At 71.6% G+C, this 26,249-nt stretch carries 29 protein-coding genes; 9 read left to right on the top strand and 20 right to left on the bottom strand.

Annotation, left to right across the window (positions count from 1 at the left end; all coding sequences use genetic code 11):
• Positions 1–166: 166 nt before the first annotated feature.
• Positions 167–1,348, bottom strand: a complete 1,182-nt coding sequence (locus tag NVV95_RS17715) for an NAD(P)/FAD-dependent oxidoreductase (RefSeq protein ID WP_259487901.1) — start codon at positions 1,346–1,348, stop codon at positions 167–169.
• 54 nt (positions 1,349–1,402) lie between these two features.
• On the opposite strand from NVV95_RS17715, the gene NVV95_RS17710 reads away from it, so the two are divergent.
• Complete coding sequence (locus tag NVV95_RS17710) at positions 1,403–1,750, top strand: DUF3140 domain-containing protein (protein ID WP_259487900.1); 348 nt, start codon at positions 1,403–1,405, stop codon at positions 1,748–1,750.
• Between the two features lie 63 nt (positions 1,751–1,813).
• Here the strand turns inward: NVV95_RS17710 and NVV95_RS17705 are convergent, their stop codons facing one another.
• The 8 genes from NVV95_RS17705 to NVV95_RS17670 all read right to left on the bottom strand — a co-directional run bounded on the left by NVV95_RS17705 (position 1,814) and on the right by NVV95_RS17670 (position 6,968).
• Positions 1,814–1,987 (bottom strand): CsbD family protein, encoded by a 174-nt coding sequence (locus NVV95_RS17705; RefSeq protein ID WP_259487899.1) that lies wholly within the window; start codon positions 1,985–1,987, stop codon positions 1,814–1,816.
• Positions 1,988–2,221: 234 nt separating this feature from the next.
• On the bottom strand, positions 2,222–2,827 hold the full coding sequence (locus NVV95_RS17700) for a hypothetical protein (RefSeq protein WP_259487898.1): 606 nt from the start codon (positions 2,825–2,827) through the stop codon (positions 2,222–2,224).
• A complete protein-coding gene (locus NVV95_RS17695; RefSeq protein WP_259487897.1) occupies positions 2,824–3,402 on the bottom strand; it encodes a DUF6286 domain-containing protein in 579 nt (192 codons plus the stop codon). Before NVV95_RS17695 ends, NVV95_RS17700 begins: the two co-directional genes overlap by 4 nt.
• Positions 3,399–3,818: a hypothetical protein gene (locus NVV95_RS17690; protein ID WP_259487896.1), complete on the bottom strand. Its 420-nt coding sequence runs from the start codon at positions 3,816–3,818 to the stop codon at positions 3,399–3,401. The genes NVV95_RS17695 and NVV95_RS17690 overlap by 4 nt, the downstream gene beginning before the upstream one ends.
• Positions 3,815–4,006 carry a DUF2273 domain-containing protein gene (locus NVV95_RS17685; RefSeq protein WP_259487894.1) on the bottom strand — a complete coding sequence of 64 codons (192 nt, stop codon included), beginning with the start codon at positions 4,004–4,006 and terminating at the stop codon, positions 3,815–3,817. Before NVV95_RS17685 ends, NVV95_RS17690 begins: the two co-directional genes overlap by 4 nt.
• On the bottom strand, positions 4,003–4,437 hold the full coding sequence (locus NVV95_RS17680; RefSeq protein WP_259487893.1) for an Asp23/Gls24 family envelope stress response protein: 435 nt from the start codon (positions 4,435–4,437) through the stop codon (positions 4,003–4,005). Before NVV95_RS17680 ends, NVV95_RS17685 begins: the two co-directional genes overlap by 4 nt.
• 149 nt (positions 4,438–4,586) lie before the next feature.
• Positions 4,587–5,471: an alanyl-tRNA editing protein gene (locus NVV95_RS17675; RefSeq protein ID WP_259487892.1), complete on the bottom strand. Its 885-nt coding sequence runs from the start codon at positions 5,469–5,471 to the stop codon at positions 4,587–4,589.
• Positions 5,472–5,540: 69 nt separating this feature from the next.
• Entirely contained in the window at positions 5,541–6,968 is a 1,428-nt protein-coding gene (locus NVV95_RS17670) for a cation:dicarboxylate symporter family transporter (protein ID WP_259487891.1), read from the bottom strand.
• Positions 6,969–7,084: 116 nt separating this feature from the next.
• Here NVV95_RS17670 and NVV95_RS17665 point away from each other — a divergent pair, with 116 nt between their 5' ends.
• The 5 genes from NVV95_RS17665 to NVV95_RS17645 all read left to right on the top strand — a co-directional run bounded on the left by NVV95_RS17665 (position 7,085) and on the right by NVV95_RS17645 (position 10,749).
• Entirely contained in the window at positions 7,085–8,689 is a 1,605-nt protein-coding gene (locus NVV95_RS17665; protein ID WP_259487890.1) for a sensor histidine kinase, read from the top strand.
• A complete protein-coding gene (locus tag NVV95_RS17660) occupies positions 8,686–9,387 on the top strand; it encodes a response regulator (RefSeq protein WP_259487889.1) in 702 nt (233 codons plus the stop codon). Before NVV95_RS17665 ends, NVV95_RS17660 begins: the two co-directional genes overlap by 4 nt.
• 38 nt (positions 9,388–9,425) lie before the next feature.
• On the top strand, positions 9,426–9,578 hold the full coding sequence (locus tag NVV95_RS17655) for a hypothetical protein (RefSeq protein ID WP_259487887.1): 153 nt from the start codon (positions 9,426–9,428) through the stop codon (positions 9,576–9,578).
• Complete coding sequence (locus tag NVV95_RS17650; RefSeq protein ID WP_259487885.1) at positions 9,575–9,982, top strand: PPOX class F420-dependent oxidoreductase; 408 nt, start codon at positions 9,575–9,577, stop codon at positions 9,980–9,982. Before NVV95_RS17655 ends, NVV95_RS17650 begins: the two co-directional genes overlap by 4 nt.
• 128 nt (positions 9,983–10,110) lie before the next feature.
• Entirely contained in the window at positions 10,111–10,749 is a 639-nt protein-coding gene (locus NVV95_RS17645; protein ID WP_259487884.1) for a 3'-5' exonuclease, read from the top strand.
• Between the two features lie 302 nt (positions 10,750–11,051).
• Here the strand turns inward: NVV95_RS17645 and NVV95_RS17640 are convergent, their stop codons facing one another.
• Complete coding sequence (locus tag NVV95_RS17640; RefSeq protein WP_259487882.1) at positions 11,052–12,527, bottom strand: MDR family MFS transporter; 1,476 nt, start codon at positions 12,525–12,527, stop codon at positions 11,052–11,054.
• Between the two features lie 243 nt (positions 12,528–12,770).
• Between NVV95_RS17640 and NVV95_RS17635 the strand changes: the two genes are divergently transcribed.
• A complete protein-coding gene (locus NVV95_RS17635; protein WP_259487881.1) occupies positions 12,771–13,211 on the top strand; it encodes a MarR family winged helix-turn-helix transcriptional regulator in 441 nt (146 codons plus the stop codon).
• 10 nt (positions 13,212–13,221) lie between these two features.
• On the opposite strand, the gene NVV95_RS17630 is transcribed toward NVV95_RS17635, so the two are convergent.
• From NVV95_RS17630 to serA, 4 genes are all read right to left on the bottom strand, one after another.
• Positions 13,222–13,998, bottom strand: a complete 777-nt coding sequence (locus NVV95_RS17630) for a fumarylacetoacetate hydrolase family protein (RefSeq protein ID WP_259487879.1) — start codon at positions 13,996–13,998, stop codon at positions 13,222–13,224.
• Positions 13,995–15,107 carry a branched-chain amino acid aminotransferase gene (locus NVV95_RS17625; protein WP_259487877.1) on the bottom strand — a complete coding sequence of 371 codons (1,113 nt, stop codon included), beginning with the start codon at positions 15,105–15,107 and terminating at the stop codon, positions 13,995–13,997. Before NVV95_RS17625 ends, NVV95_RS17630 begins: the two co-directional genes overlap by 4 nt.
• 13 nt (positions 15,108–15,120) lie before the next feature.
• On the bottom strand, positions 15,121–16,197 hold the full coding sequence (locus NVV95_RS17620; RefSeq protein ID WP_259487876.1) for a 3-isopropylmalate dehydrogenase: 1,077 nt from the start codon (positions 16,195–16,197) through the stop codon (positions 15,121–15,123).
• Positions 16,198–16,262: 65 nt separating this feature from the next.
• Positions 16,263–17,852 (bottom strand): phosphoglycerate dehydrogenase, encoded by a 1,590-nt coding sequence (gene serA / locus NVV95_RS17615; RefSeq protein ID WP_259487875.1) that lies wholly within the window; start codon positions 17,850–17,852, stop codon positions 16,263–16,265.
• Between the two features lie 64 nt (positions 17,853–17,916).
• Between serA and NVV95_RS17610 the strand changes: the two genes are divergently transcribed.
• Positions 17,917–18,315 (top strand): DoxX family protein, encoded by a 399-nt coding sequence (locus tag NVV95_RS17610; protein ID WP_259487874.1) that lies wholly within the window; start codon positions 17,917–17,919, stop codon positions 18,313–18,315.
• Between the two features lie 19 nt (positions 18,316–18,334).
• On the opposite strand, the gene NVV95_RS17605 is transcribed toward NVV95_RS17610, so the two are convergent.
• The 6 genes from NVV95_RS17605 to NVV95_RS17580 all read right to left on the bottom strand — a co-directional run bounded on the left by NVV95_RS17605 (position 18,335) and on the right by NVV95_RS17580 (position 24,866).
• Positions 18,335–18,682 carry a hypothetical protein gene (locus tag NVV95_RS17605; protein WP_259487873.1) on the bottom strand — a complete coding sequence of 116 codons (348 nt, stop codon included), beginning with the start codon at positions 18,680–18,682 and terminating at the stop codon, positions 18,335–18,337.
• The gene (locus NVV95_RS17600) at positions 18,679–19,149 is read right to left on the bottom strand and encodes a hypothetical protein (protein WP_259487872.1); all 471 of its coding nucleotides are present in this window, start codon (positions 19,147–19,149) and stop codon (positions 18,679–18,681) included. Before NVV95_RS17600 ends, NVV95_RS17605 begins: the two co-directional genes overlap by 4 nt.
• A gap of 97 nt (positions 19,150–19,246) precedes the next feature.
• Positions 19,247–21,505, bottom strand: a complete 2,259-nt coding sequence (locus NVV95_RS17595; protein ID WP_259487871.1) for a glycogen debranching N-terminal domain-containing protein — start codon at positions 21,503–21,505, stop codon at positions 19,247–19,249.
• The gene (locus tag NVV95_RS17590) at positions 21,502–22,401 is read right to left on the bottom strand and encodes a carbohydrate ABC transporter permease (RefSeq protein WP_259487870.1); all 900 of its coding nucleotides are present in this window, start codon (positions 22,399–22,401) and stop codon (positions 21,502–21,504) included. Before NVV95_RS17590 ends, NVV95_RS17595 begins: the two co-directional genes overlap by 4 nt.
• The gene (locus NVV95_RS17585) at positions 22,398–23,579 is read right to left on the bottom strand and encodes a carbohydrate ABC transporter permease (protein ID WP_259487869.1); all 1,182 of its coding nucleotides are present in this window, start codon (positions 23,577–23,579) and stop codon (positions 22,398–22,400) included. The genes NVV95_RS17590 and NVV95_RS17585 overlap by 4 nt, the downstream gene beginning before the upstream one ends.
• A gap of 45 nt (positions 23,580–23,624) precedes the next feature.
• Entirely contained in the window at positions 23,625–24,866 is a 1,242-nt protein-coding gene (locus NVV95_RS17580; protein WP_259487868.1) for a sugar ABC transporter substrate-binding protein, read from the bottom strand.
• A gap of 143 nt (positions 24,867–25,009) precedes the next feature.
• Between NVV95_RS17580 and NVV95_RS17575 the strand changes: the two genes are divergently transcribed.
• On the top strand, positions 25,010–26,056 hold the full coding sequence (locus NVV95_RS17575; protein ID WP_259487867.1) for a LacI family DNA-binding transcriptional regulator: 1,047 nt from the start codon (positions 25,010–25,012) through the stop codon (positions 26,054–26,056).
• Positions 26,057–26,249: the final 193 nt, after the last annotated feature.

The raw sequence follows: 26,249 nt of genomic DNA, 5'->3' as shown, positions 1-26,249 counted from the left end.
CACGACCCACCAGCCCACGGTTCACCACCCCCACGACCCACCAGCCCGCGGTTCACCACCCCCACGACCCACCAGCCCACGGTTCACCACCCCCACGACCCACCAGCCCGCGGTTCACCACCCCCGCGAAGCGCCGGGCCGGGGGCGAGGTTCGGGGGCCAGTCGTTCAGGGGGCGTCGCCCGCCACGGCGTCGTCTCCGCCGGCGGGGCTGCGGGTGCCGGCCCGGCGCTCGAGCTCGTCGGCGTCAGGCGCCACGACGTTCTCGGAACCGTCGCCCGCGGGTGCGAGTCGGCGCGCGAGCTCGCGGCCGAGGCCGTCGCCCGAGGCCCACGCCGTCGACACCGAGGAGCGCTCGCCCCACGAGTCACCGCACACGCCGATCGCGCCGACCAGCCCGAACGGCTCGTCGTGCTGCCGGGCGGGGTTCGCGAAGGTCCAGCGGTGCACCACCACCGAGACCGGCGCCGCCTCGATCTCGAACAGGGCCCGCACCGCCGCCACCACGGCGTCGGCCGCGGTCTCCGGATGCTCGAGATGCTCCCGCGCGAAGGCCCCCGTCGTGTGCGCCACGAGCACCGGCGCGCCGTCGCCCTGGCGATCGCCGTCATCGGCGACGAACGCCAGCACGGACGATCCGCCGACGAACGCCCCGTGCAGCTCGGGCGACCAGTGCCGGGCCTCGTAGCTCAGGACGACGGAGAGGGTCGGCTCCCACGCGTCGGCGCCGGAGAGGGCGTCGCTCGCGGGCGACCCCGGCGCGAGCATCCGCTTCGCCTGCGGGTCGGGCATGGCGAGAACGACGGCACCGTACGGGACACCGTCGACGGCGACACCCGCACCGGGATCACCCGCCCCGGCCACCACCTCGACGGCGCTCACCTCGAGCCCCTGCGTGATCGTCACCCCGTCCGACTCAAGCGACGCGGCCAGATCGGTCGCGAGCGAGCGCAGCCCGCCGGGAGCCGCGAAGCGCATCGGCCCCGTCTTCAGTTCCCGTGCGGTCACCGCGCCCGAGTCGTCGACGGTGAGCGCCGAGAAGGTGTCCGTCCACTCCCGCACCAGGCCACGATGACGCCACGACCCGACCAGATCCTCGAACGGCGAGCCCTCGAACGACGACCCCTCGGGCACCGTGAAGTAGCGCGCCCCGATGTCGGCCGGCCGCCCCTCGACCCGCTTGGTCGCGAGCCGACCACCGGGCACCCGCCCGCGGTCGACGACCCGCACCGGCACCCCCGCGTCGTGCAGCGCCCGCGCGCAGGCGAGACCCGAGATGCCCGCCCCGACGACGAGCACCCCCTCGTCTGCGACACGGGAGGGGGACGCGGCTTCAGGTGCGCTGCTCATCCCCCCATCCTGGCCCGGGGATGCCGGATGCGCGCAACGGCGGGAGAGTGGAGCATGACAGATAAGAGCGAACGCGAGAATGTGCAGGAGGAGTTCGACGAGGCGGTCACGATGACGGCCGGCGAACTCGAGAAGTGGCTCGACACCGACGAGTCGAAGTCGGTGGGGCAGAAAGACGGCGGGGGCGAGTCGGTCGGGCATCACAGCGGCCGCCGGATCGTCGAGATCCTGCGCACGAAGAAGGCCGACCTCAGCGACGACGACGTCGCCCACATGAAGAAGGTGGTCGGCTACGTGCACCGGCACCTGGCCCAGCGCCCCGACGGCGACGTCACCGACACGGCCTGGCGGTACTCGCTGATGAACTGGGGCAACGACCCCGAGAAGAAGAAGAAGAAGTAGCCCGAAAGCACGAACGCGCCGCACCTCCGATGAGGAGGATGCGGCGCGTTCGCTGGAGGACGACTAGTTCTTGAAGGCGTCCTTGACGTTCTCGCCGGCCTTCTTGACGTCGGACTTGGCCTGGTCGGCCTTGCCCTCGGCGACGAGCTCGTCGTTGTTGGTGGCCTTGCCGACGGCCTCCTTGGCCTTGCCGGCCAGGTCCTCGGCGGCGTTCTTGATCTTGTCTGCTGCGCTCATGATGGATTCTCCTTCGATTTCGGTGATGTGGGGGCGAGCGGATGCCCGGCCCGGTGGGGTGATGGCTAGTGGCGGTGTCGGGTCAGCTTCTTGGCCGCGTGCTTCGCGGCTTCGGCCCGGGTGCCGGCGATGTAGGCGGTGATGCCCACGGCGACGACGATGACCCAGTGGATCGGCTTCGGCATGTCTTCCTTCCTGCCTCGCTGGAGGCGCCGGCCCCGGAGGGCCCCGGGGTTACTGCAGCCTCGTCGATCCGCTGACCCGGGCCCGGAAGCCCCCGCTGATCTGCACGAGAGCGGGCAGCTCCCGGCCGAGCAACTGGTCGAGCGCCTTGAGGCTGCTCTCCACGATCGCCGAGGCGTCGGCGGGCGACACCCCGCGCCGGCAGGTCACGGAGACCTTGAGCGTGGGGGTGCGCTTGACCCGGTAGGTCGACACGTGCGACGCGACGAACTCGGGGCGGGCGGACAGGGCATCCTGGATCGCCTCTTCGGCGACCTTGGATGAGATCACGGTCTGACCGTGCTCTCCCACGGCCTCGTCGACGACGGTGCCCGTGCGGCCACGGCCCTGCCGCAGCGCGAACGCGAGCAGCAGGATGACCGCCAGCACGATCAGGACGAGGACGGCCGGCATGATCCAGCTGACGCCGGTCGTGCCGAGCGGGGTGGCCTGCAGCCAGGACTCGACCTGACGCTGCACGGGGCCCGCGGAGGCCTTCCAGCCGTCGCGCACCCCCGGCAGCAGCACGGCCGTGGCCGCGGCGGCTCCGACGGCGACGAGCAGCAGCCCGACGATCAGCAGCAGCAGGCGGTTCAGGGCGCGATTGGTGCTGTTCATGCTCCGACCTTCCCGCTCTCGCGCACTCGCACGCGGCTCGACACCGGGCGGCGCAGACCGTAGCCCGCGAGCTCCCGTTCCACGGCCGACGAGACCGCCGACCGGTCGACCGGGATGCCCGTGGTGGGCACGAGGTCGACGACCGCGTGCCGCGACGAGACCGAGACCGAGGTGTGGTCGGGGTCGACGTCGGCGGCGGACGAGGCGTGGCGGGCGAGGGCCGAGGCCAGCACCTCGCTGTCGACGACGGTGGCCGCCCGCTCGGTCTCGAGCACATGGCGGGCCCGGCGCCCGGGGGCGAGGGCCAGCACGACCAGCACGAGGCCGATCACGACGACGACCGCTCCGGCCGCCACGACGATCGCCGCGGGTGCGTCCGGCAGGTTCACCGCGGAGGCGAACATGTCGGCCGGTGCCACGAGCAGGGCTGGGAGGCCGAGCAGCGCGATCACGATCTCGGTGCCGACCCAGGCGAGGCCGAGGATCAGCAGCACCGCGACGACGATGGCCGCCGTGGAACGGGGAGAGTGCAGCTCGCGCCGCGTGATGCGGCGCCGCAGCGACGTGGTGCTCATGCGACCCTCTCCTCGGTTCGGATGTCGATGCCCGTGACCCGGACGGTCACGCGGGCGATGGTGGACCCGGTGAGCTGTTCGACCCGGGTGCGGATGGTGTCCTGGGCGACGGCCACCCGGTCGAGGATCGGGCCCCCTGACCGGATGACTGACGACGGTTCGCGCTCGACCCTTGACAGCGACACGACCCGGACGGGCGTGGACACCGTGAGGGCGAGGAGACCCTGGCTGTCGGCCAGGTCGACGCTCACCGTGGACGCGGAGACCCCGAGGGCCTCCGCCGTCACCGCAGCGACGACCCGGTTCAGGGCCTTCGACGCGATGCGGTTGCGGCCGCGGCGGACGGGTGCTCCCGCCACGGGGACGGGCGCCGCCGAGCCGACCGGCGCGGCCGGACGTTCAGCGGTGACGGTCATGACGAGGTGCGCTTTCCGCGGAACGCGTCGACGACGCGTGAGACGTCGAGGTCACCGGAGACGACCCGGCCGACCGCCGCCCCGATCGCCATGGCGATCGCGACGAAGAGGAAGGCCCAGAAGCCGATGACGACCCAGGTGAGGGCGAGGACCGCCCCGATGAGGATGCCGGTACGGGTCGCGGTCACTGGACTCGCGCCTCGGCTGCGTCATCCGCGTCGTCGGACGGCAGGTGCACGTCGTTGACGGTCACATTGACCTCGGTGACCTCGAGGCCGACGATCGACTCAACGGCCTGGATGATGTTGCGGCGAACGCCGTCGGCGACGTCCTGCAGCGGTGCGGGGTACTCGGCGACGATGGTCACGTCGACGGCGACCTGCTTCTCGCCCACCTCGACGCTGATGCCCTGTCCGAGGTCGGTGCTCGAGATCGCGTCGCGGATGGCGCCGAACGCGCGGGCGGCGCCGCCGCCGAGGGCGTGCACGCCGGCGGACTCACGAGCGGCGATGCCGGCGACCTTCGACACGACGTTGTCGTTGATGACGGTCTTGCCGAGACCGGTCTCGGTCGACGTAGCGGTGGTGGCGGGGATTCCGGCGGTCGTGGTGGTGGCCATGTTCTGCTCCTTGTCCTGGGGCCCGGAGGTCGGGCCTGTTCGCTTCATGACTAAGACGGGTCGACCGGGAAGATCGTCACGCCCGTCCAGAAGAAAGTTCGGAGTCAGCTTGCCACAGAAGAAATCAGAACGTCTAGTAGTTAGCTGTTCTAGGCAGTTTCCGTGGTGATCATTCGCAATGCGGCTCCGTCGTCGTGCAGTTCGAGCGACACCCGCACCGTGCCGAGCTCGCCGAGATGCTCGGCGTGCGTGCCTCCGCAGGCGATCGAGGCGAGGCCCTCCGGCAGCTCGCACTCCCAGAACCGGCGGGTCGAGAGGGCCCGGTCGTCGCGACGGATGCGCACCCCGGCGTCACTCGCGACCCACCCGGCCAGGGTGCCGTTCGCGGCCTCGGCGACGGCGACGAGCTCTGCCGCGAGACGCGCCGAGTCGAAGCCGCGCTTGCGCAGCGACTTGCCGAGGCGGTACTCGTCGATCGAGCCGTGCGGGCGGATGCTCGACGTGACGATCGCCGTGTGGTCGAAGTCTGGGCTGCCGAGCGCATCGGGCGCGACCGCCTTGCTCCAGAACCCGGCGAGCGCCCGGTTCAGCGCCAGCGAGGCGAGGTGGCAGGAGGTGTGGCCGAGGGAGAGGGCGCGGCGGTGCTCCTCGTCGACCGCGGCGGCGACGCGGTCGCCCTCGGCGATCGGGGCGGCACCGTCGACGACGTGGGCGACCACGAAGGCCCAGCCCTCGGTGCCGAGCCGCACGGGGAGGCGCTCCCCCAGGGGCAGCTCGGCGCCGTCGCTCGCCGCGATGCGGCAGTCGAGCACGGGCACGGGCACGGGCACGGGCCCGTCGTCCGCCGACGTGACCAGCACGCCGAGGTCGGGCCCCTGGTCAGGCCAGGTGGGATCGACCGGATGGAACGGCGTGGCGTCGAGCAGCACGACGGCCCGGCCATCCGGACGCAGCTCGCGGTGGAGCACCGTCGCCTGCCCCCTCGTCTCGCCGTCGGGGTAGCCGATCAGAGTGTCACCAAGAGGAAGAGCCATACCCGAATCGTAGGCGGAGCCGGCCAGACGAAAGGCGCGTGCCGCAGCACGCGCCTTCGCCCGGGAGCGCTACCGGCGGGTGGGGGTGGTGGGCTCCTCGATCGGGCCGACGATGGCCGCGAGCGACGCCGTCGAGGGGCGCTCCTCGCGGGCGACCTCGGCCTGTTCGTCGGCGCCGAGGTGGTCGTCGGCGCTCATGGTCGTCTCGTCGAAGGGGCGTTCGCCGGCCAGCACCGCGGTGAGCTGCTCGCGGTCGAGCTGGCGGGTCCAGGTTCCGACGAGCAGGGTGGCGACGGCGTTGCCGGTGAAGTTCGTCAGCGCGCGGGCCTCCGACATGAAGCGGTCGATGCCGACGATCACGCCGACGCCGTCGACGAGGTCGGGGCGGTGCGCCTGCAGACCGCCGGCCAGGGTGGCGAGGCCGGCGCCGGTGACACCAGCTGCTCCCTTCGAGGCCAGCATCATGAACAGCAGCAGCGAGATCTGCTCGCCGATCGCCAGCGGCGTGCCCATAGCGCTGGCGATGAACAGCGACGCCATCGTGAGGTAGATCGCGGTGCCGTCGAGGTTGAAGGAGTAGCCGGTCGGGATCGTGATGCCGGCGACTGGCTTGGAGACGCCCACGTGCTCCATCTTCGCGATCAGGCGGGGCAGCACGACCTCGCTCGAGGAGGTCGAGACGATCAGCAGGTACTCCCGGCCCAGGTACTTCATCAGCTTGAAGATGTTCACCCGGGTGACCGCCCAGAGCAGCGAGCCGAGCACCACCACGATGAACAGCGCGCAGGTGATGTAGAACGCGATCATCAGGGTGCCGAGGCTGATGATGGCCTGGAACCCGGTGGCTCCGACGACCGCGGCGATGGCGCCGAAGGCACCGATCGGCGCGACCCACATGATCATCGCGAGGATGCGGAACACCAGCGCCTGCAGCTGACGGATCGCGCCGAGGATGGGCGTGCCCTTCGCCCCCATCTTCTGCAGCGCGAACCCGACGAGCAGGGCTACGAACAGCACCTGCAGGATGTTGCCCGCCGTCAGCGACGACAGCAGCGAGGTCGGGATGATCCCGAGCACGAAGGAGGTGGGGTCGCCCGCCTCGGTGGCCGACGCCGGCGGCTCGTACGTCGACGCCCCGATCATCAGGCCCTCACCAGGGTGGATGATGTTGCCCACCACGAGCCCGATGCCGAGCGCGAAGGTCGACATCACGATGAAGTAGACGAGCGCCAGCCCGCCGACCTTGCCCACCGTGGCGGCCTTCGCGATCGATCCGACGCCGAGCACGATGGTGCAGAAGATGATCGGCGCGATCATCATCTTGATCAGCCCGACGAAGGCTTCGCCGATGGGCTTGAGCCCCACCGCGAACTCCGGGGCGAGCAGGCCGACCGTCGCTCCCGCGACCACGGCGACGATGACGGCGATGTACAGGTAGTGCGACGAGTCGATGCGCCGCCGCTTCGTGCGGGGTGCCGTGCCGGTGTGGAGCGCCATTGCTTCCTCTTCCTCGAGATCCGTCCGGGTCACTCGGGTGCCCGGTCGACCCAGGATGCGCGCGGCGGCCCCCGCGCCTGGCATTGTGTTCATACTGGTCACGAGAGGTGGACGACATGGTCCGACGGTGGAGCATCGCGGCGAAGCTCTTCGCCCTGCAGCTCGTCGTGATCATGGCCCTCACCGCGGCCGCTGTGCTGCTCAGCTGGGCGGATGCGCGGGCCGACGTCGAGCGCGACGCCGCCGCCCGCTCGCTCGCCGTCGCCGAGACCCTGGCGCAGGACCCGTTCGTGCGGAACGGCGTGCAGAGCACCGACCCCACCGCCGCCCTGCAGCCCTACGCCGTCGACGTGATGCGGGCGGCCGGCATCGACTTCGTCACCATCATGGGTCCCGACCGCATCCGCTTCACCCATCGCGACCCCGACCAGATCGGCAAGCCGTTCCTCGGCAACATCGACCGCGCGCTCGCCGGCGAGGCCTTCACCGAGACCTACACGGGCACCCTCGGGCCCTCGGTGCGCGCGGTGGTGCCGATCGAGGACGACGGGGGTGCGGTGATCGCCCTCGTCTCGGCCGGCATCACGGTCTCGGCCACCCAGGTGGTGCTCGGCACCCGCATCGCGACCGTGCTGCTGGCCGCCGGCGCCGCGCTGCTGCTCGGCGCGCTCGCCTCCTGGGCGCTCAGCCGCTACCTCCGCCGGGTCACCTGGGGCCGCGGCGCCGAGGAGATGAGCCGCATGTTCGCCTACTACGAGGGCGTGCTGCACTCCATCGGCGAGGGTCTGGTGCTGCAGAACACGAACCGCGACGTCGTGCTCTACAACGATCGCGCGGCCGAGCTGCTCGGTCTGCCCCCGCTGCCCCGCCGCCAGGCTCCGGATGCGCGGCCGCAGCCGCTCGCCGGCCTCACCCTGCCCGAGCCGCTCACCGCGGTGCTGGCGGCCGACGACGTGGCCGTCGACGAGATCGTGATCACCGCGACGCACGTGCTGGTGCTCGACCGCGACCGCATCGTGCCGGGGCCGGAGGGCGGAGCATCCGCTCGCTTCATCGGAACGGTGACCACGCTGCGCGACCACACCCGCCTGCAGGAGCTGACCGGGGAGCTCGCGACCATGACCACCCTGTCGGACGCGCTGCGCTCGCAGGCGCACGAGTTCGCGAACCGGCTGCACACGATCATCGCGCTGATCGAGCTCGACCGGCCGGCCGAAGCCGCCGAGCTCGCCACGAGCGAGCTCGCGATCAGCCAGCAGCTCGCCGACCGGCTGCTGACGGCGGTCGAGGAGCCGGTGCTGCTGGCGCTGCTGCTCGGGAAGTCGGCGCAGGCGGCCGAGCGGGGCATCGGCTTCGACGTCGGCATCCCCTCGACGATCGGCAGCAGCTCGCTGCCGCCGCAGGAGCTGATCACCATCACCGGCAACCTGATCGACAACGCGTTCGACGCGGTCGCCGGCAGCCTCGAGCCGGTCGTCTCGGTCGACATCGACGGCGACGACCCGCGGATGCTCGTGATCGAGGTCTCCGACAGCGGCGCCGGGCCCGATCCGGCGGCGACCCGTGGGCTGTTCGAGTTCGGGGCCACGACGAAGACGGCGACGGATGCCCGCCCCACCGGCCGCGGCATCGGCCTCGCCCTGGTGCGGCAGTCGGTCGCGCGGCTCGGCGGGCGCATCGCGGTCGACGGCTCGCGCTTCACGGTGGAGCTGCCGCGGTGAGCGCGATCCGGGTGCTGGTGGTCGAGGACGAGCCGCTGACCGCAGAGGCGCACGCCGCCTACGTCGGGCGGCTCGACGGGTTCGAGCTGGCCGGGGTGGCGCACACGGGGTCGGCGGCGATCCGGGCGCTGCGGGAGGCCACGGGGGCGGGGTCCCCGGGGATCGACCTGATCCTGCTCGACGTGAACCTGCCCGACACCACCGGCATCGAGCTCTGCCGGCACCTGCGCGCCGCGGGCATCGAGACCGACGTGGTCGCGGTCACCGCGGTGCGCGACGCCGCGGTCGTGCGCTCGGCGGTGTCGCTCGGCATCGTGCAGTACCTGATCAAGCCGTTCACCTTCGCGTCGTTCGCCGAGAAGCTCGGCGCCTACCGCGACTACCACGCTCGGCTCGGCGGCTCGGTGGTCACCGACCAGTCCGAGATCGACTCGTCGTTCGCGGCGCTCCGCAGTTCGACCGGCGGGGAGCTGCCGAAGGGGCTGACCGCGGCCACGCTCGGGCAGGTGCGGGAGGTGCTGCGCTCGGCGGCGCCGGCGGGAATGTCGGCCAGCGAGCTGGGGGCGCGGCTGTCGCTCTCGCGGGTCACCGCCCGGCGGTACCTCGAGCACCTCACCGACACCGGCGCGGCCGTGCGCGGCCAGCGCTACGGCGCCCCCGGCCGCCCCGAGGTCGAGTACCGCGCGGCCGGGCGCTGACCGGCCGCTGACCGGCCGGCTGGGGTAGGGTCGCGGGCATGAGCGACGAGATGCGGGACTGGGTGGCCGAACACGAGCGCGAGCATCCGGAGGCCCCCGACGAGCGGGAGGCCGAAGAGGTCTCGCCGGCGCAGGGCGAGCTGGCGGCGGAGCTGCGCAGCATCCGCGCCGTCGGCGAGGACCGGCGGTGACCTCGGAGCCCTCCGCTCCCCCGCTGCTGCCCCTCGGCGAGGAGCACTTCGTGTCGCTGACGACGTTCCGGAAGAGCGGTGAGCCGGTCTCCACCCCGGTCTGGATCGTGCGCGACGGCGACACCCTCCTGGTGACCACGCCCGACGACACCGGGAAGGTGAAGCGTCTGCGCAACGACCCGCGCGTCGAGCTGCGCCCGTGCAGCCGCATGGGTGCCGTGAAGGAGGGCGAGCCGGCTCGCCTGGGTCTGGCCGAGATCGAGAGCGACAGCGCCTCCGTGCGGCGGGGCGGCGGGCTGTTCAAGCGCAAGCATCCGCTGGAGTACCGGGTGTTCATGCTGGTGGAGCGCGTCGCGGCGAAGCGGCAGAAGCCGCGGGTGATGCTCCGCATCCGCCCGGCCTGACCCGTCGGTCGCGGGGCGGACCCGTCTGAACGGCCTGGGCGCAGCGCTGCGGTGACGGGGCGGCGGCGGCTCGGTGTCGGGGTGGCGGCGGCTCGGTGTCGGCGGCTGGGGCTAGTGTCGCGAGCACCATGAGCAGCACCGGATTCGCGACCATCGACTTCGAGACCACCGGGCTGTCCGCGGCGGGAGACGACCGCGCCGTCGAGATCGCGGTCGTGCACTCCGACCCCGACGGCACGATCACCGGCCGGTGGGACACGCTGATCGACCCGGGGCGGGGGCCGGGGCCCACGCGCATCCACCGCATCACGGCCGACCACCTCGCCGGCGCCCCGAGCTTCGGCGACATCGCGCCCGAACTGCTCGGACTGCTCTCGGGGAGGGTGCTGGTGGCGCACAACGTGTCGTTCGACCAGCGCTTCCTGCTCGCCGAGCTCGCCCGCATCGGGTACAGGCTCGAGAGCGCACCGGTCTCGCTCTGCACGATGCAGCTGGCCCGTCACTACCTGCCCGGCCTTCGGCGCGGGCTGTCGAGCTGCTGCGAGGTGCTCGGCATCGACCTGGAGGGAGCGCACCGCGCCTCCGTCGACGCCCTGGCCACGGCGAAGCTGCTCGCGGCCTACATGGCGCACACCGACGACCGCTCGGGCTGGCGCGCGCTGGCGGCGAGCGCGGCGGCCCGGCCGTGGCCGGCGCTGCGGTCGCGCGGGGTGGCGTGGTACCCGCGCGAGCGCGCCGGCGAGCCCGTGGCGCTGCACCTGGGGTGATCCCGCGCGGCAGGGCAGCAGCGGCGGCCCCGCCCTTCGGCGTCCGCAACCTCCGGTCGAGGGCGACAGCCGCGGTGGCGGGTCGGGGCCGTGAGTCGTAGAGTCGGCGACATGTCGACGATGCCACCTCCCGAGACCCCGCCCGACGCTCCCGCTCCCCCGCCCGGACTTCCGGGCGAGCCGCCCCAGGCGCCGCCGGAACCGCCGCAGTTCTGACGCAACTACGGTCCTGGGCGCCACCGCAGTTCTGACGACCCCGCCACCCCGGAGTCTGGCCAGGGCCGGCGGCGGGTGCGCCGTGCCTAGTGGGTCGGCGCCGCGGCCGGGGTGCCCTCGGGCATCCGCTCGCCCTCGTCGACGCTCTCGGCCGGGCGCCGCATGAACAGCGACGCCACCACCCCGAGCACCGAGATGATCGCGCCGCACAGGAACGCGGCCTGGATGCCCGACGCCGTCGCCGCCACCTGGGTGGCCCCGGCCGTGATTCGCTGGGCCGTGACGCTCGCCATCAGCGCCACGAACAGCGCCGTTCCGGCGGCGCCCGCGAGCTGCTGCACGGTGCCGATGATGGCCGAGCCATGCGAGTACAGGCGCGGGGTCAGCGACCCGAGGCCGGCGGTGAACAACGGCGTGAACATGAACGCGAGGCCGGCGCTCAGGGCGATGTGGGCCCCGAGCACGAACCAGACCGAGGTGTTCTGGTCGACCATCGTCAGCGCCCAGAGCACGAGACTCACGGTGATGGCGCCCGGGACGATGAGCGGACGCGGGCCGACCCGGTCGTAGAGCCGGCCGACGAACGGCGCGAGCGCGCCCATCACGAGCCCGCCCGGCAGCAGCAGCAACCCGGTGGCCAGCGGATCCAGACCCAGCACCCCCTGCAGCAGGAACGGCAGCACGATGATGGTGCCGAACAGCGCCATCATGCTCACCGCCATCAGCAGGATCGACACCGTGAAGGTGCGCTTGCGGAAGGTGCGCAGGTCGAGCAGCGCCCGGTCACGTCGCTGCAGCGACAGCTGGCGCAGCACGAACGAGGCCAGCGCCACGATCCCGACGATCAGGGGCAGCCAGCTCGACAGGAAGGTCGAGTCCGCGCCGCCCAGGGTGCTGAGGCCGTAGACCAGTCCGCCGAAACCGAAGGCCGAGAGGATGATCGACACGACGTCGATCGGAACCCGACGCGGCTCGGTCACATTCACCACGCGCAGGGCGCCGAGCAGCAGGGCGCCGAGCGCGATCGGCAGCACGAGGATGAACATCCACCGCCAGGACAGGGTGCTGAGGATGATGCCGGAGATGGTCGGGCCAATCGCCGGGGCGACGGAGATGACGATCGAGATGTTGCCCATGGTGCGGCCGCGCACCGCCGGTGGCACGAGCGTCATGACGGTGGTCATCAGCAGGGGCATCATGATGGCGGTTCCGCTGGCCTGCACGACGCGGCCGACGAGCAGCACCTCGAAGCCCGGCGCCATCGCGGCGATCAGGGTGCCGAGGGAGAACAGCGACATCGCGGCGATGAAGATGGGCCGGGTGTTGAACCGCTGCAGCAGGAAGCCGGTGATCGGGATGACCACGGCCATCGTCAGCATGAACGCGGTGGAGAGCCACTGCGCCGCGACCTCAGTGATGCCGAGATCGGTGACGAGGTGCGGGATGGCCACACCCATGATCGTCTCGTTCAGGATGACGACGAAGGCCGAGACGAGCAGGAGGTTGATGACGAGCCGGTCGCGGGGTGCGACGCGGGTCTCGGAGGGAGCGGTAGCGGTCATGGAGGTCCCGTCTGAACGTGGAGGAGGCGGCTGGATCGCGGAGCGTGAGGGGCCGGGGCGACCGGCGTGGACACAGGGTCTGACTGGGCAACCCCTGACGGCTGCCCATCTATTCCCCGGCCCGGAATGTGAACAGTGTACACATCGATGGCGGCCTCGCGCCACCCCCGGCCTCCGGGGCGACGAGGCCGGACGGGTGTGCCAGACTTCCGGTACATCCCCCGGTGACCGAAGGCTTCCCGAATGACGAACCATGCCGGCTCCGATCGAGCCGAGATCGCTGCGCGACTCGCCGTCGCGGTCGGACGGCTGAACCGCCGCATCCGTCCCGCCGGAGATCTGACGCCCGGCCAGGTCTCGGCGCTGTCGATCATCGTGCGGCAGGGGCCGATCCGCCCGGGCGACATCGCGCGGGCCGAGCGGGTCGCGGCTCCGACCATCACCCGGCTGCTCACCGAGCTCGAGAACCGCGCGCTCATCACCCGCAGCGCCGACCCCGACGACGGCCGATCGTTCTTCGTCACCGCCACCGAGGCCGGCGAGGTCGCGATCGCACTCGCCCGGCAGCAGCGGGCCGAACGGGTGCTGCAGCTCTTCGACGAGCTCGACACCGATCAGATCGAGCGGCTCACCGACGCGATCGACGCGCTCGAGCTGGTGGCCGACAGCACGACGGCCGACTAGCGCCGAACCGTTAGAGCACCGGGTTCGACAGCACCCCGATGCCCGCGATCTCGATCTCGACGGTGTCCCCCGCCTCGATCGCCGCGACCCCGGCCGGCGTGCCCGTGAGGATGACGTCACCCGGCAGCAGCGTGAACACCGACGAGGCGTACGCGATGATCTCGGCGACCGAGTGGATCATGTCGGTCACCGGAGCGCTCTGCGCCAGCACCCCGTTCAGCCGCGTCTCCACGGTGGCCGCGGCGAGGTCGAACTCGGTCTCGATCACGGGCCCGAGCGGGCAGAAGGTGTCGAAGCCCTTGGCCCGCGTCCACTGCCCGTCGCTCTTCTGCAGGTCGCGCGCCGTGACGTCGTTCGCGATCGTGTAGCCGAAGACCACGCTCGCCGCGTCGGCTGCCCGCACGTTCTTGGCGATGCTGCCGATCACGACGGCGAGCTCGCCCTCGAAGTCGACGCGGTTCGACTGGGCCGGCCGCACGATGCGGTCGCCCGGGCCGATCACCGAGGTGTTCGGCTTCAGGAACATCAGCGGCTCCGCCGGTGCCTCACCGGTGCCCATCTCGGCCACGTGGTCGAGGTAGTTCTTGCCGATGCCGATCACCTTCGAGCGCGGGATGACCGGCGCGAGCAGCGTCGCGTCGGCGAGCGGCACGCGCTCCCCCGTCGTGTCGAAGCCCGCGAACATCGGGTCGCCGTTCAGCACGACCAGCTCGGGCACCCCCGCGTCGCTCTCGTCGAGGATGCCGAAGGTGATGGCGCCCTGATGGCTGAACCGTGCGATCTTCATGCGTCGAGCCTAGTCAGCCAGCCGTGGCGGTCGGCGATGCGGCCGTACTGGATGTCGGTCAGCTCCTGCCGGATCGACATGGTCAGCTCACCGGCCGGGGCGTTCTCGTCGCCGATCACGCCGTCGGCCGACTTCAGCGCCGAGATGGGCGTGATCACCGCGGCGGTGCCGCACGCGAAAACCTCGGTGATCGTTCCGTCGGCGACACCCTGGCGCCACTCCTCGACGGTCACGTCGCGCTCCTCCACGGTGAGCCCACGGTCTGTCGCGAGCTGGATGATGCTGTCGCGCGTGATGCCCTCGAGGATGGTGCCCGTCAGACGCGGGGTGACGATCTTCCCGCCCGCGTGCACGAAGAAGATGTTCATGCCGCCCAGCTCGTCGATGTGCTGACCGGTCTCCCCGTCGAGGAAGAGCACCTGCGCGCATCCGTTCTCGTAGGCCTCCTGCTGCGGCAGCAGCGAGGCAGCGTAGTTGCCGCCGCACTTGGCCGCCCCCGTGCCGCCGCGGCCGGCGCGCGAGTACTCGGTCGACAGCCAGATCGACACCGGGGCGACGCCGCCGTGGAAGTAGGCACCCGCCGGGCTCGCGATCACGTAGTACGCCACGCGCTGCGAGGGCCGCACGCCGAGGAACGACTCGTTCGCGATCATGAACGGGCGGATGTAGAGGCTCGTCTCGGGCGCGCTCGGCACCCACGATCCGTCGACGGCCACGAGCTGCTTCAGCGACTCGACGAAGTCCTCGGTGGCGAGCTCGGGCAGCGCGAGGCGGCGGGCGGAGCGCTGCAGGCGTTCGGCGTTCTTGCCCGGCCGGAAGGTCCAGATCGAGCCGTCGGCGTGGCGGTAGGCCTTGAGCCCCTCGAAGATCTCCTGGGCGTAGTGCAGCACGGCCGCCGAGGGGTCGAGCATCAGCGGACCGTAGGGGATGACCTCGGCGTCGTGCCAGCCGTCCTCGATGGTCCAGTCGATCTTGATCATGTGGTCGGTGAAGTGCTTGCCGAAGCCGGGGTCGGCGAGGATGACCTCCCGCTCCGCCTCGTCGCGAGCCGCCTGCGAGGGCGTGAGCTCGAACTTCAGGGGGAACGTGGAGGACTCTGCGATGGTCATGGGCTGTCTTTCGTCAGTGGGTCGGTGTGGTTTCGGGGGCGCCGAGGGCCGCCACCACCGCGTCGCCGATCTCGGCTGTCGTGCGTGCCGGCCGGCCGTCTCGCGAGGCGATGTCGGCGACCACCGCGGTGCGCACGCGGTCGGCCGCATCCGTCAGCCCGAGGTGGTCGAGCAGCAGCGCCGCCGAGAGGATCGCGGCGGTGGGGTCGGCCTTCTGCTGGCCGGCGATGTCGGGCGCGGATCCGTGGACCGGCTCGAACATCGAGGGGAACGCGCCGTCGGGGTTGATGTTGCCCGAGGCCGCCAAGCCGATGCCGCCGCTGATCGCGCCGGCCAGATCGGTGAGGATGTCGCCGAAGAGGTTGTCCGTGACGATGACATCGAATCTAGCAGGGTCGGTGACGAGGAAGATGGTCGCGGCGTCGACGTGCAGGTAGTCCACGGCCACTTCCGGGAAGGTGGCCCCCACCTCGTCGACGACGCGCTTCCAGAGCCCGCCGGCGAAGGTGAGCACGTTGGTCTTGTGCACGAGGGTCAGCTTCTTGCGACGGGCGGATGCTCGCGCGAACGCGTCGCGCACGACCCGCTCGACCCCGTAGGCCGTGTTGATCGACACCTCGTTGGCGATCTCGTGCGGCGTGCCGGTGCGGATGGCGCCGCCGTTGCCGACGTAGGGGCCCTCGGTGCCCTCGCGCACGACGACGAAGTCGACCTCGCCGTGCTCGGCGAGCGGAGAGGGCACGCCCGGGTAGATGACGGTGGGGCGGAGGTTGACGTAGTGGTCGAGCGAGAAGCGCAGCTTCAGCAGCAGGCCCCGCTCGATGTTCGCGTTCTTCAACCGCGGGTCGCCGGGAACGCCGCCGACGGCGCCGAGCAGGATGACGTCGTTCGACGCGATCGCGGCCAGGTCGTCGTCGGTGAGCACGTCGCCCGTCTCGAGGAAGCGGGCGGCGCCGAGCGAGAAGGTCGTCTTGTCGAACTCCACCCCCGCGCCGGGGGCGACCGCGTCGAGCACCTTGACGGCCTCGGCCACGACCTCCGGCCCGATGCCGTCACCGGGGATGAGCGCGAGCTTGATGGTTCGTTCCATGCGCCCAGCTTATTGCCGCGCGGGGCGGCGGTCGCGACGGGCCGGCCTGGCCCTTCGCCGCCCGGTCAGGCGGTGATGTCGACCTCGACCATGACGTCGGCCTCGATCGCGTCGCGCAGCGTGTCGAGCAGCCCGTCGGGCACCGGGGAGTCGACGGTCAGCACGCTCAGCGCCTTGCCGCCGGCCTCGTGGCGCGCGATCTGCATGCCCGCGATGTTGACCTGGGCCTCGCCGAACTCCTTGCCGTAGACCGCGACGATGCCGGGGCGGTCGGTGTAGAGCATGACGATCAGGTGCTTCGCGAACGGCACCTCGACGTCGTAGCCGTTGATCTCGACGATCTTCTCGATCTGCTTCGAGCCGGTCAGCGTGCCCGAGACCGAGATCTGCGAGCCGTCGCTGAGCGCGCCGGTGAGCGTGATGACGTTGCGGTACTCGGCCGACTCGGGGTCGGTGATCAGGCGCACGGCGACCCCGCGCTGTTCGGCGAGGAGCGGGGCGTTGACGTAGGACACGGTCTCGCTGACGACGTTCGTGAACACGCCCTTCAGCGCCGCGAGCTTCAGCACGCTGACGTCGTAGTCGGCGAGCTCGCCCTTGACCACCACGTCGACGCTCGTGAGCGGGCTGCCGGCGAGCCCCGAGAAGACCTGGCCGAGCTTCTCGACGAGGGCGATGCCGGGGCGCACGTACGGGTCGATGACACCGCCGGCGACGTTGACGGCGTCGGGCACGAGCTCGCCCGAGAGCGCGAGGCGCACCGACTTCGCGACCGAGACGCCCGCCTTCTCCTGCGCCTCGTCGGTCGAGGCACCGAGGTGCGGGGTGACGACGACGTTCGGCAGGGCGAGCAGCGGCGACTCCTTCGGCGGCTCGCTGACGAACACGTCGAGGCCGGCCCCGGCGATGGTCTTCGACGTCAGGGCGCGGTACAGCGCATCCTCGTCGATGAGGCCGCCGCGGGCGACGTTCACGATGAACGAGGTGGGCTTCATCAGCGCCAGCTGCTCGTCGGAGATCATGCCCGTGGTCTCGGGCGTCTTCGGCATGTGGATGGTGATGAAGTCGCTCTGGGCGAGCAGCTCGTCGAGGGTGACGAGGGTGACGCCGAGCTGCTGCGCGCGGGCGCTGGTGACGTAGGGGTCGTAGGCGATGACGTTCACGCCGAAGGCCTGCAGTCGGGCGGTGATCAGGGCGCCGATGCGGCCGAGCCCGATGATGCCGACGGTCTTCTCGAACAGCTCGACGCCGGTGTAGGCGGAGCGCTTCCACTGCCCTTGCGCGAGCGCGGCGTGCGCGGCGGGGATGTGGCGGGCGAGGCTCAGGATGTGGCCGACCGTCAGTTCGGCGGCCGAGATGATGTTCGAGGTGGGCGCGTTCACGACCATCACGCCGGCGGTGGTGGCGGCCTTGATGTCGACGTTGTCGAGACCCACGCCGGCACGGGCGACGACCTTCAGCTGCGGGGCGGCCGCGATGGCCTCCGCGTCGACCTTCGTGGCCGAGCGCACGAGCACCGCGTGGGCGTCGGCGAGGGCGGCGATCAGCGCCGGTCGGTCGGTGCCGTCGACGGAGCGCACGTCGAAATCGGGCCCGAGGGCGTCGACGGTGGCGGGGGACAATTCTTCGGCGATCAGCACGACCGGCTTCGACACGGGGCGGGTCCTTCGGGTTCATCGGCGGGGAACCCGTCCAGCGTAGTGCAGGCAGAATGGGCCGATGGACTTCATGACGTCGGGCGTCGTCCTCGACGTGCTCCGCCTGCTGATCGCCGCCGTGTTCGTGCTGATGGGCGTGAATCACTTCGTGCCGCGCTCGGCCCGCACGATGGCCGCGATGATCCCTCCGCGGATCCGCGGGACGGGCATCCTGGCCCCGCTGAACCTGGTGTACCTCACCGGCGTGTGCGAGATCGCGGGCGGGCTGGGGCTCGTCTTCCCGCCGACGCGGATCGTCGCGGGGATCGCGCTCGTGGTGTTCCTCGCGGCGGTCTTCCCGGCGAACGCCTACGCGGCGACGCGGCGGGAGCGGTTCGGGTCGCTCGCCGTCCCGTTCGTGCCGCGGCTGATCGCGCAGATCGTGCTGGCGGGGCTGATCCTTCTGGTGGCGTTCTTCTGAAGAGGCGCCCGGCCGGTCCCTAGATCGACAGCAGACTCAGCGACACCACCGAGACGACCGCGAAGCCGACCGCGAAGACCACCGCGCGCTCCCAGTTGCGCAGGGTGCGGCCCACGAGAAGCGCCGCGAGGTACACGACGATCGGCACGACGGCGTAGCCGATGATGAGCGTCCAGAGCCCGGCGTCGGGCGCGGTGCCGTAGCTGTTCAGCAGCGAGACGACGCCGATCAGGTTCGCCAGGCCGCCCCACAGGTGGTACGCGTACAGGAAGGCGGAGACGACGGCCACCGCCCAGCCCGAGCGGCCGAAGGTGCGGAAGCCGCGCTTGGCGGGCGCGGCCGGGGCGCCGGCGGTCGCGGCGGTCATGCCGCTCCCCCGATCAGGAACGGCCAGGGCACGAGCACGAGCACTCCGATCACGAGCCAGAGGAAGCGGTACCGCAGGTCGCGGCGCTGCGTCAGCAGCAGCGTCGCCACGAACCACAGCGGCGCGGCGGCGATCGCGAGCGTGCGCGCGATCAGGTCGCTGAACACGCCGAACGTCACGTCGATCGCCAGCTCGTAGCGGCTGAAGAACACCGCCCAGCCGATCGTGTAGAGCAGGTAGACCCCGCCGAGCACGCCGAGCCCGATCAGCGCCACCGAGCTCAGCTGAGCGGATGCGCGTTCCGCCTCCTCGAGCTCGTGCTCGGCCGCGCGGTCCTCCGCGTCCTCGGCCTCGTCGAGCACGGTGCGCCGCGGCGCCGCCCCCGGCCCGCCCCGAACCTCGGGCGCGAGCGTCGGATCGTCGTCCCCGGCCCACCCCAGCCCTTCCTCGTCCCGCGCGTCGCTCATCCCCACACCCTACCCGGGCCGACCCTCTCGTCGAGCCGTCGAAAATCGCCCTCTCCCGACCCCGAGAGGGCGTTTTTCGACGGTTCGATGGTCGGCGTCAGGTGTGCGGGGTGGCCGTCGCCGAGGTGGGGGTCGCGTCCACGCGGAAGGGGCGGCCCGCGACGCGGAGGCCGTCGATCGTGACGTGGCCGAGGGCGGCGTCGGCGAGCGGCGCCACGAGGAGGGTCCGGCGGTCGGGCGCGGGACGCGCATCCGTCGCCGCCACCGCCACCGCCACGGCGGCCGCCGCCGACCACGCCTGCGGCCGGCACGCCGCGGGGTACGGCGCCGGCACGTCGACGACCGCCGCCGAGTCGCCGGAGTGCAGCTCGGGCATGCGGTAGCCGAACGCCTCGGCCGCGCGCAGCAGCCCCCGGCCGAGCGTCGCGGCCTCGGCGCGGAAGCCCTCCCGGGCGAGCCCCTGCACCGCGATGGCCGTGTCGTGCGCCCAGACGGTGCCGCCGTGGTAGCTGAGCGGCCAGAATCCGGCCGAGTCGGTGGCCATGGTGCGCAGGCCGAAACCCGAGTCGAGCCGCTCGTCGACGAGCAGCCGGGCGACGTCGGCGGCCTCGTCGGCGTTCAGGATGCCCGTGCCGAGCAGGTGCCCGATGTTGCTGGTCAGCGTGTCCACCGGTCGCTTCGCCGCGTCGAGCGCGATCGCGGGGTAGCGGCCGCCGTCGTGCTCGATCCAGAAGGAGGCCCGGAAGCGATCGGCGAGCGCCGCCGCCCAGGCACGCCACTCGTCTCCGCCCGGCTCGCCGAACGCGTCGAGCAGCTCGGCCCCCTCGACGGCCGCCTGGTAGGCGTAGCCCTGCACCTCGCAGAGGGCGATCGGGCCCTCGGCGAGGCGTCCGTCGCGCCACTGCACCGAGTCGCCGGAGTCCTTCCAGCCCTGGTTCGCGAGACCGTGCCCCGTCGTGTCGGCGTACTCGAGGAAGCCGTCGCCGTCGCTGTCGCCGTGGTCGCGCATCCACTCGAGGGCGCGCCTGAGGTTCGGCAGCAGCGGCCGCACCTCGTCGTCGGACAGCCCCCAGCGACGCGCCTCGGCGAGCAGCACGACCCAGAGGGCGGTGGCGTCGACGGTGCCGTAGTAGAGCGGAGGGAGCGTGATGCCCTCCCCCGGCATCCGGAGCTCGCCGGGGCGGAGTTCGTGCATGATCTTGCCCGGCTGCTCGGCGGTCTCCCCCACCGTGCGCTCGCCCTGCAGCCCGGCGAGCACGCGCAGGGTCGAGGCGGCGAGCTCGGTGCCGAGCGGCAGCAGCAGGCGGGCGGCCCAGAGCGAGTCGCGGCCGAACAGGGTGAAGAACCAGGGCGCGCCGGCCGCGAGGAAGGGCTCGCCCGGGGCGCGGCTCGTCTCCATCCGCAGGGCGGTGAGGTCGTCGAGGGCGCGGCGGTTCCACCGGGCGAGGCGGCTGTCGCCGGCGTCGACGCTGGCGTCGGCCCACTCGGGCGAGCCGGAGGCACCCGTCACGACGGCGGCCCGGTCGTCGAGCGCGAGCGCCCAGGTGAGCATGGCGGTGCCGTGCGCCGGTATGACCAGCGGCCAGGTGAGGGTGACGCGGGCGGCGGGGTCGGCGACGGATGCGCGGGCGGGCCCCTCGGCGTCGGCGACGGCGGCGCGAGCCGGCCCCTCGGCGTCGGCGACGGATGCGCGGTCGGGCGCCTCGGCGTCGGCCGCGGCGGCCGATCCGGGCGCCGCCACCGCGATCGCCGCGCCGGGGGCGTCGAGCCGCGCCGACCAGCTGCCGGCCGCGAGGAGCACGGCCCCGTCACGGGTGACGGCGGTCACCGCCGGGAGGGCGGCACGGGCATCCGGAGCCGTGTCGACGCCGGAGCCCGCGAGCCCCGCCTTCACGACCTGCATCGGCGCCCCGTCGGCGACGAGGGTCAGCCGCACCTCGGTGACCACCTCGTGCCCCAGCGCCGAGCTGAACCGCAGCCGCTCGGCGAGACCGCCCGGCGCCACCGAGCGGCGCAGGTCGAGGCGCACCCGCGGGTCGGCGCTCGAGTCGTCGATCGAGCGCACCAAAGCCGTGAACACGGTGGTCGACGCGTCGACGACCGAGTGCGAGACCGTCTCGACCGCCGACCCGCCGACCTCGAGGGCGAGACCGCGAACGACCCGCGAGTCGGAGTGGTAGACACCGTGGATCGACTCCGTCATCGCCCCCGAGGCCGCCGACCACGCCTGGGTCGGCGCGGCGAGCACCACGGTGGCGTCGTTGAGGAAGGGCTGCAGAGGCTGCACGGGCTGCGAGGGCAGGGGCATGGCGGGGATCTCCTGGGAGGTCGACGGGGAGGGGAGCACGGCGGTCATTCCTTGACGGCCCCCTCGCTGGCGTTCATGATGCGGCGCTGGAAGATGAAGAACATGACCGCGACCGGCACGGTCATGATCGCCGCCGCCGCCAGCTTCAGCGGATACTGGGTGCCCTGACTGAGCTGCCCAGAGGCGAGCGAGGCGACGCCCTTGGTGAGCGTCGTCAGCTCGGGCGACTGGGTCGAGACGATGAAGTGCGAGAGCTCGTTCCACGAGCCCTGGAACGACAGGATCACGATGGTGATCAGCGCGGGCCGTGCCATCGGCAGCACCACCGACCAGAAGATGCGGAAAGTGCCGGCGCCGTCGATGCGGGCCTGCTCCTCGACGCTCGCGGGGATCGACTCGAAGAAGTTCTTCATGATGAACACCCCGGCGGCGTCGACCAGCAGCGGGATGATCATGCCCGCGTAGGAGTCGTAGATGCCGAGCTGGTTGATCACGAGGAACTTCGGGATGAGCAGCACCACGAGCGGCACCGACATCACCGCGACGAGTCCGGCGAAGATGACGTTGCGGCCGCGGAAGTCGAGCCGCGCCAGCGCGTACCCGGCGAGGGAGGCGAGGAACACCCGCCCGGCGGTGACGAACACCGTCACGACCGCCGAGTTCGCGAACCAGGTCGGGAAGTCGGAGTTCAGGAACAGGCGCTCGTAGGCGGCCGTCGTCCAGGTCTGCGGGATCAGGGAGAGCGGGTCGCTCGCCGCCTCGGCGTCGGTCTTGAACGAGGTGGCAACGTCGATCAGGAACGGGAAGATGTAGACGATCGCGATGACGACGAGGATGGCGTAGAGCACCGAGGTGCTCGCGACGAAGCGTCCGCTCCGGCGGGGCCGCCGGTTGTTCGGCGCTCTGCCGGTGGTCACCGGCGCGGTCGTGACGGCGGCGCTCATGCCCGGCCCTCCTTGTTCGCGGTCTGGCTGCTCGCGATGCTGTAGGCGCGCATCCGTCGCTTCGACACCGGCCGGTCGCGCAGCACGATGCGCTGGATGATCGTCAGCACCACGATGATCACGAACAGCACGAACGCGATCGCGGCGCCGCGGCCCCAGTCCTGGCTCTCGAACGCCGAGGTGTACGAGAGGTAGGCGGGAGTGACCGTGGTCTTGCCCGGACCGCCCTGCGTGCCGGTGTAGATCTGGTCGAACACCTGCCAGGTGCCGATCAGACCGAGCGTGAGCACGGTGAACAGAGTCGGCCTCAGCTGCGGCAGGGTGACCCGCCAGAAGCGCTGCCAGCCGTTGGCGCCGTCGATCATCGCCGCCTCCTGCACGTCGCCGCCGAGGTTCTGCAGCGCCGCGATGAACAGCAGCATGAAGGTGCCGGAGGTGGTGAACACGGCCATCAGCACGAACGCCGACATCGCGACGCTCGGCCCCGCCCACCAGTCCCACCACGAGACGCCGAGTGTGGTGTTCTCGGTCATCCAGGCCGGGCCCTGCGTGATGCCGACGGCGGCGAGCAGGTTGTGCACGACGCCCGACGGGTCCTGGAACCAGTTCGGGCCGTTGACGCCGAACCACGACAGCACCTTGTTGACGGCTCCGGATGCTCCGAAGAGGAAGAGCCACAGCACCGTGATGGCCACCGAACTGGTCACGCTCGGGAAGTAGAACGCGGTGCGGAAGAACCCGCGCCCCTTCAGCACCTGCCGGTTCACCAGCACGGCCAGGAACAGCGACAGCGCAGTCTGGATCGGCACCACGAGCAGCACGTACCAGGCGTTGTTGCGGAGGGCGACGCCGAAGTCGCGTTCGGCGAGCCCGCCGCCGGCGAGCAGCTGGTCGTAGTTGTCGAGGCCGACGAAGTTGACGCTCGACGCGAAAGGACTCCCCCGGCCCGACCAGTCGGAGAAGCTGACCCACAGGGCCATCAGCACCGGCACGACGAGAAAGAGGCCGAGGATGATCAGCATCGGCGCGGTGAACAGCCAGCCGGCGATGCCCTCCGAGCGGCGGATGCCCTTCGGGGCGCGGCGGCCGCTGCTCGACGGCCTCTTGGCGCTCTTCCCGCCGGGCCCGGGGCCGCCGGGTGCCGCCGCGGTGGGCGGCACCGTCACGGATGCACTCATTCGATCCTCCTCGACCTCGTTGTCGCGATCACGGGTCCGACCGTCCTACTGGACGATCGCCTCCATGTTCTTCTGCGCGGTCTCGAGGATCGCGGCAGGGTCACCGGTGGACAGCGACTCCAGCTGCGAGTTGAGGTCCTTGATCACGTCGGCCGAGCCCTCGAGGGTCGGCACGCCCTGGGCGTAGTCGGCGGAGTCGAGGAAGGCGGCCTTGTCGGGGTTCTCGGTCTTCCACTGCTCGGCGGCCGACTGCACCGACGGCATCACGCCGAAAGCCTTGGCGAAGGCGAGCTGCTGGTCGGTGCTCGTCAGCTTCTCGACCAGGGCGAGGGCGGCCTCCTGATTGGGGCTGTCGGCGGCGATGCCCCAGCAGTTGCTGAACTGGAGCGTGCCCTCACCGCCGGGGCCCGCGGGCAGGGAGGCGACCGTGTACTTCACGTCGGGGTAGTCGGCCTGCAGGCCGCCGGCGATCCAGTTGCCCTCGATGGTCATCGCGGCCTGGCCCTTGCCGAAGGCCTCGCCGCCCCAGCCGGCCCCGAGGTCGGAGGAGTACTTCGCGACCCCCGAGCTGAACAGCGACTTGACGTACTCGAGCGCCTTCAGGTTCTCGGGGCTGTCGACCGTGGCCTCGGTGCCGTCGGCGTTCAGCAGGCTGCCGCCCGCCTCGGCCATGAAGGCGCCGACCCGGGCGTATTCGGGAGAGAAGGCCAGTCCGACGTGCTCGGGGGTGGTCAGCTTCTGCGCGACGGCGGTCAGCTGGTCCCAGGTGGTCGGCACGTCGGCGTCGGTGAGGCCGGCGGCCGTCCACAGGTCGGTGTTGATGATCAGGGCGAGGGTCGAGAAGTCCTTCGGGGCGCAGTAGAACTGGCCGTCGTAGGTGAAGGAGTCGACGAGGGTCGGGTAGAAGTCGTCCTTGTTCGAGAGCTGGTCGCCGTAGGGGTACAGCGAGCCGTTGGCGGCGTAGCCTGCGAGGGCGTCGGTCGAGACGTAGAAGACGTCGGCCGGCTTGCCGCTGGCGAAGCCCTGGCTGAGCTGCTGGTTGAGGTCGGAGGCCGTGTTGAGAGTGGCCTCCGTGCCCGACTCCTCCGACCAGGACGCCACGGCGTCGGTGACGGCCTTGGTCTCGGCGTCGCCGCTCGAGCCGATCAGCACGGTGAGGCCGGCGCTGTCGTCCTGGGCGGCGCCGGTCGAGCCGGCGTCGTCGAAGCCCGAGCCGCAGGCCGAGAGGGTGAGTGCGGTCGCGGCGGCGAGGCCGAGCGCGACGGCAAGGGAGCTGCGTCGTTGCATGGTGTTCTCCTTGTGCAATTTGATCGTTCAAATTCCTGCTCGCCAGCCTAACCCGGGGGCTTCGGCTGTGCAACCGATCGAGGCGCGGCGCGGGTGTTAGCCTCGTGAAACGGACAGTCCGCCGACGCGACAGGAGGGTGAGCATGGGCGCACTCCCCACCATCCACGACGTCGCCCGGGTCGCCGGTGTCTCGCGCCAGACGGTGTCGAACGTGCTGAACTCCCCCGACATCGTGCGGCCCGACACCCGCGACCGGGTCACCACCGCGATCGCCGAGCTGGGCTACCGCCCGCACGAGTCCGCGCGCCGTCTGCGCACCCGCAAGAGCTCGACAATCGGCATCCGCATCGACCCGATGACCGACGGCATCTCGGGCAGCGTTCTCGACCGCTTCCTGCACGCCCTCACCGAGCAGGCTGCGGCTCAAGGCCTTCGCGTGATGCTCTTCACCGCGACCGACCCCGACGACGAGATCCGCCAGTTCGCCCGCCTGCGTGACGGCGCCGACGTCGACGCCTTCGTGCTCACGAGCACCTTCCACGGCGACCCGCGCACCGAGTGGCTGATCGAGAACGAGCAGTCGTTCGTCACCTTCGGGCGACCCTGGGGCATCGACGACATGAACGACCCCGCGCACCTCTGGGTCGATGTCGACGGCTGGTGGGGGCTGCACGAGGCGACGACCGCGCTGCTCGCCCAGGGCCGCCGGCGCGTCGGCTACATCGGCTGGCCGAGCCCCTCCGGCACCGGCGACGACCGCCGTCGCGGCTGGCACGACGCCATGCTCGCCGGCAGCGGGCTCACGGATGCTCAGCTCGCGCCCCTCGCGATCGCCACCCCCGACGGCGTCACCCCGGGCGGCGCCGCCCTCCGCGCCCTGCTCGCCGGGAGCCCCGGCGTCGATCCCGTGGACGCCGTCGTCTGCGCCTCGGACTCCCTCGCGCTCGGCGCCCTGATCGCCTCGGCGGGCGCGATCCCCGTGATCGGCTACGACAACACCCCCGTCGCCCAGGCCCTCGGACTCTCGAGCGTCGAGCAGCCGCTCGACGAGGTCGCCTCCGGCGTGCTCGAGCTGCTCACGGGCGCCCACCGCGGCCGCCCCGACGCGGGCCCGGCGACCGACCCCCGCCACCGCCTCGTCCGCCCCCGCCTGGTCCTCCGCTCCCCGGCGCCCCTCCCCACCCCGTAGCGCCCGTCGAGCCGTCGCAAATCGCCCTCTCAGAGGCGCGAGAGGGCGGTTTGCGACGGCTCGATCGGCGGCGGGACGGGAGAGGGCCCCGGAGCGGATGCTCCGGGGCCCTCGGGGTGGTGCCAGAGGTCAGCGCGCAGCGCTGCCGTCCGCGTGAGGATGCGCGTGCGCATCCTCACCGACCAGCAGAGCG

Source organism: Herbiconiux gentiana (assembly GCF_024978135.1).
In the GTDB taxonomy this organism is placed as follows: Bacteria; Actinomycetota; Actinomycetes; order Actinomycetales; family Microbacteriaceae; genus Herbiconiux; species Herbiconiux gentiana.
This window is presented reverse-complemented; position numbering and strand designations above follow the sequence as displayed.

What these genes read in the sequence shown, in the direction of transcription:
- NVV95_RS17675 (WP_259487892.1), bottom strand. Translation starts at nt 5,471, where the DNA reads ATGGCTCTTCCTCTTGGTGACACTCTGATCGGCTACCCCGACGGCGAG.
- NVV95_RS17605 (WP_259487873.1), bottom strand. Translation starts at nt 18,682, where the DNA reads ATGACCGCCGCGACCGCCGGCGCCCCGGCCGCGCCCGCCAAGCGCGGC.
- NVV95_RS17695 (WP_259487897.1), bottom strand. Translation starts at nt 3,402, where the DNA reads ATGAGCACCACGTCGCTGCGGCGCCGCATCACGCGGCGCGAGCTGCAC.
- NVV95_RS17700 (WP_259487898.1), bottom strand. Translation starts at nt 2,827, where the DNA reads ATGAACAGCACCAATCGCGCCCTGAACCGCCTGCTGCTGCTGATCGTC.
- NVV95_RS17595 (WP_259487871.1), bottom strand. Translation starts at nt 21,505, where the DNA reads ATGACCGCCGTGCTCCCCTCCCCGTCGACCTCCCAGGAGATCCCCGCC.
- NVV95_RS17690 (WP_259487896.1), bottom strand. Translation starts at nt 3,818, where the DNA reads ATGACCGTCACCGCTGAACGTCCGGCCGCGCCGGTCGGCTCGGCGGCG.
- NVV95_RS17620 (WP_259487876.1), bottom strand. Translation starts at nt 16,197, where the DNA reads ATGGAACGAACCATCAAGCTCGCGCTCATCCCCGGTGACGGCATCGGG.
- NVV95_RS17580 (WP_259487868.1), bottom strand. Translation starts at nt 24,866, where the DNA reads ATGCAACGACGCAGCTCCCTTGCCGTCGCGCTCGGCCTCGCCGCCGCG.
- NVV95_RS17625 (WP_259487877.1), bottom strand. Translation starts at nt 15,107, where the DNA reads ATGACCATCGCAGAGTCCTCCACGTTCCCCCTGAAGTTCGAGCTCACG.
- NVV95_RS17710 (WP_259487900.1), top strand. Translation starts at nt 1,403, where the DNA reads ATGACAGATAAGAGCGAACGCGAGAATGTGCAGGAGGAGTTCGACGAG.
- NVV95_RS17575 (WP_259487867.1), top strand. Translation starts at nt 25,010, where the DNA reads ATGGGCGCACTCCCCACCATCCACGACGTCGCCCGGGTCGCCGGTGTC.
- NVV95_RS17715 (WP_259487901.1), bottom strand. Translation starts at nt 1,348, where the DNA reads ATGAGCAGCGCACCTGAAGCCGCGTCCCCCTCCCGTGTCGCAGACGAG.
- NVV95_RS17670 (WP_259487891.1), bottom strand. Translation starts at nt 6,968, where the DNA reads ATGGCGCTCCACACCGGCACGGCACCCCGCACGAAGCGGCGGCGCATC.
- NVV95_RS17645 (WP_259487884.1), top strand. Translation starts at nt 10,111, where the DNA reads ATGAGCAGCACCGGATTCGCGACCATCGACTTCGAGACCACCGGGCTG.
- NVV95_RS17640 (WP_259487882.1), bottom strand. Translation starts at nt 12,527, where the DNA reads ATGACCGCTACCGCTCCCTCCGAGACCCGCGTCGCACCCCGCGACCGG.
- NVV95_RS17635 (WP_259487881.1), top strand. Translation starts at nt 12,771, where the DNA reads ATGACGAACCATGCCGGCTCCGATCGAGCCGAGATCGCTGCGCGACTC.
- NVV95_RS17630 (WP_259487879.1), bottom strand. Translation starts at nt 13,998, where the DNA reads ATGAAGATCGCACGGTTCAGCCATCAGGGCGCCATCACCTTCGGCATC.
- NVV95_RS17610 (WP_259487874.1), top strand. Translation starts at nt 17,917, where the DNA reads ATGGACTTCATGACGTCGGGCGTCGTCCTCGACGTGCTCCGCCTGCTG.
- NVV95_RS17600 (WP_259487872.1), bottom strand. Translation starts at nt 19,149, where the DNA reads ATGAGCGACGCGCGGGACGAGGAAGGGCTGGGGTGGGCCGGGGACGAC.
- NVV95_RS17680 (WP_259487893.1), bottom strand. Translation starts at nt 4,437, where the DNA reads ATGGCCACCACCACGACCGCCGGAATCCCCGCCACCACCGCTACGTCG.
- NVV95_RS17705 (WP_259487899.1), bottom strand. Translation starts at nt 1,987, where the DNA reads ATGAGCGCAGCAGACAAGATCAAGAACGCCGCCGAGGACCTGGCCGGC.
- NVV95_RS17665 (WP_259487890.1), top strand. Translation starts at nt 7,085, where the DNA reads ATGGTCCGACGGTGGAGCATCGCGGCGAAGCTCTTCGCCCTGCAGCTC.
- NVV95_RS17585 (WP_259487869.1), bottom strand. Translation starts at nt 23,579, where the DNA reads ATGAGTGCATCCGTGACGGTGCCGCCCACCGCGGCGGCACCCGGCGGC.
- NVV95_RS17655 (WP_259487887.1), top strand. Translation starts at nt 9,426, where the DNA reads ATGAGCGACGAGATGCGGGACTGGGTGGCCGAACACGAGCGCGAGCAT.
- NVV95_RS17590 (WP_259487870.1), bottom strand. Translation starts at nt 22,401, where the DNA reads ATGAGCGCCGCCGTCACGACCGCGCCGGTGACCACCGGCAGAGCGCCG.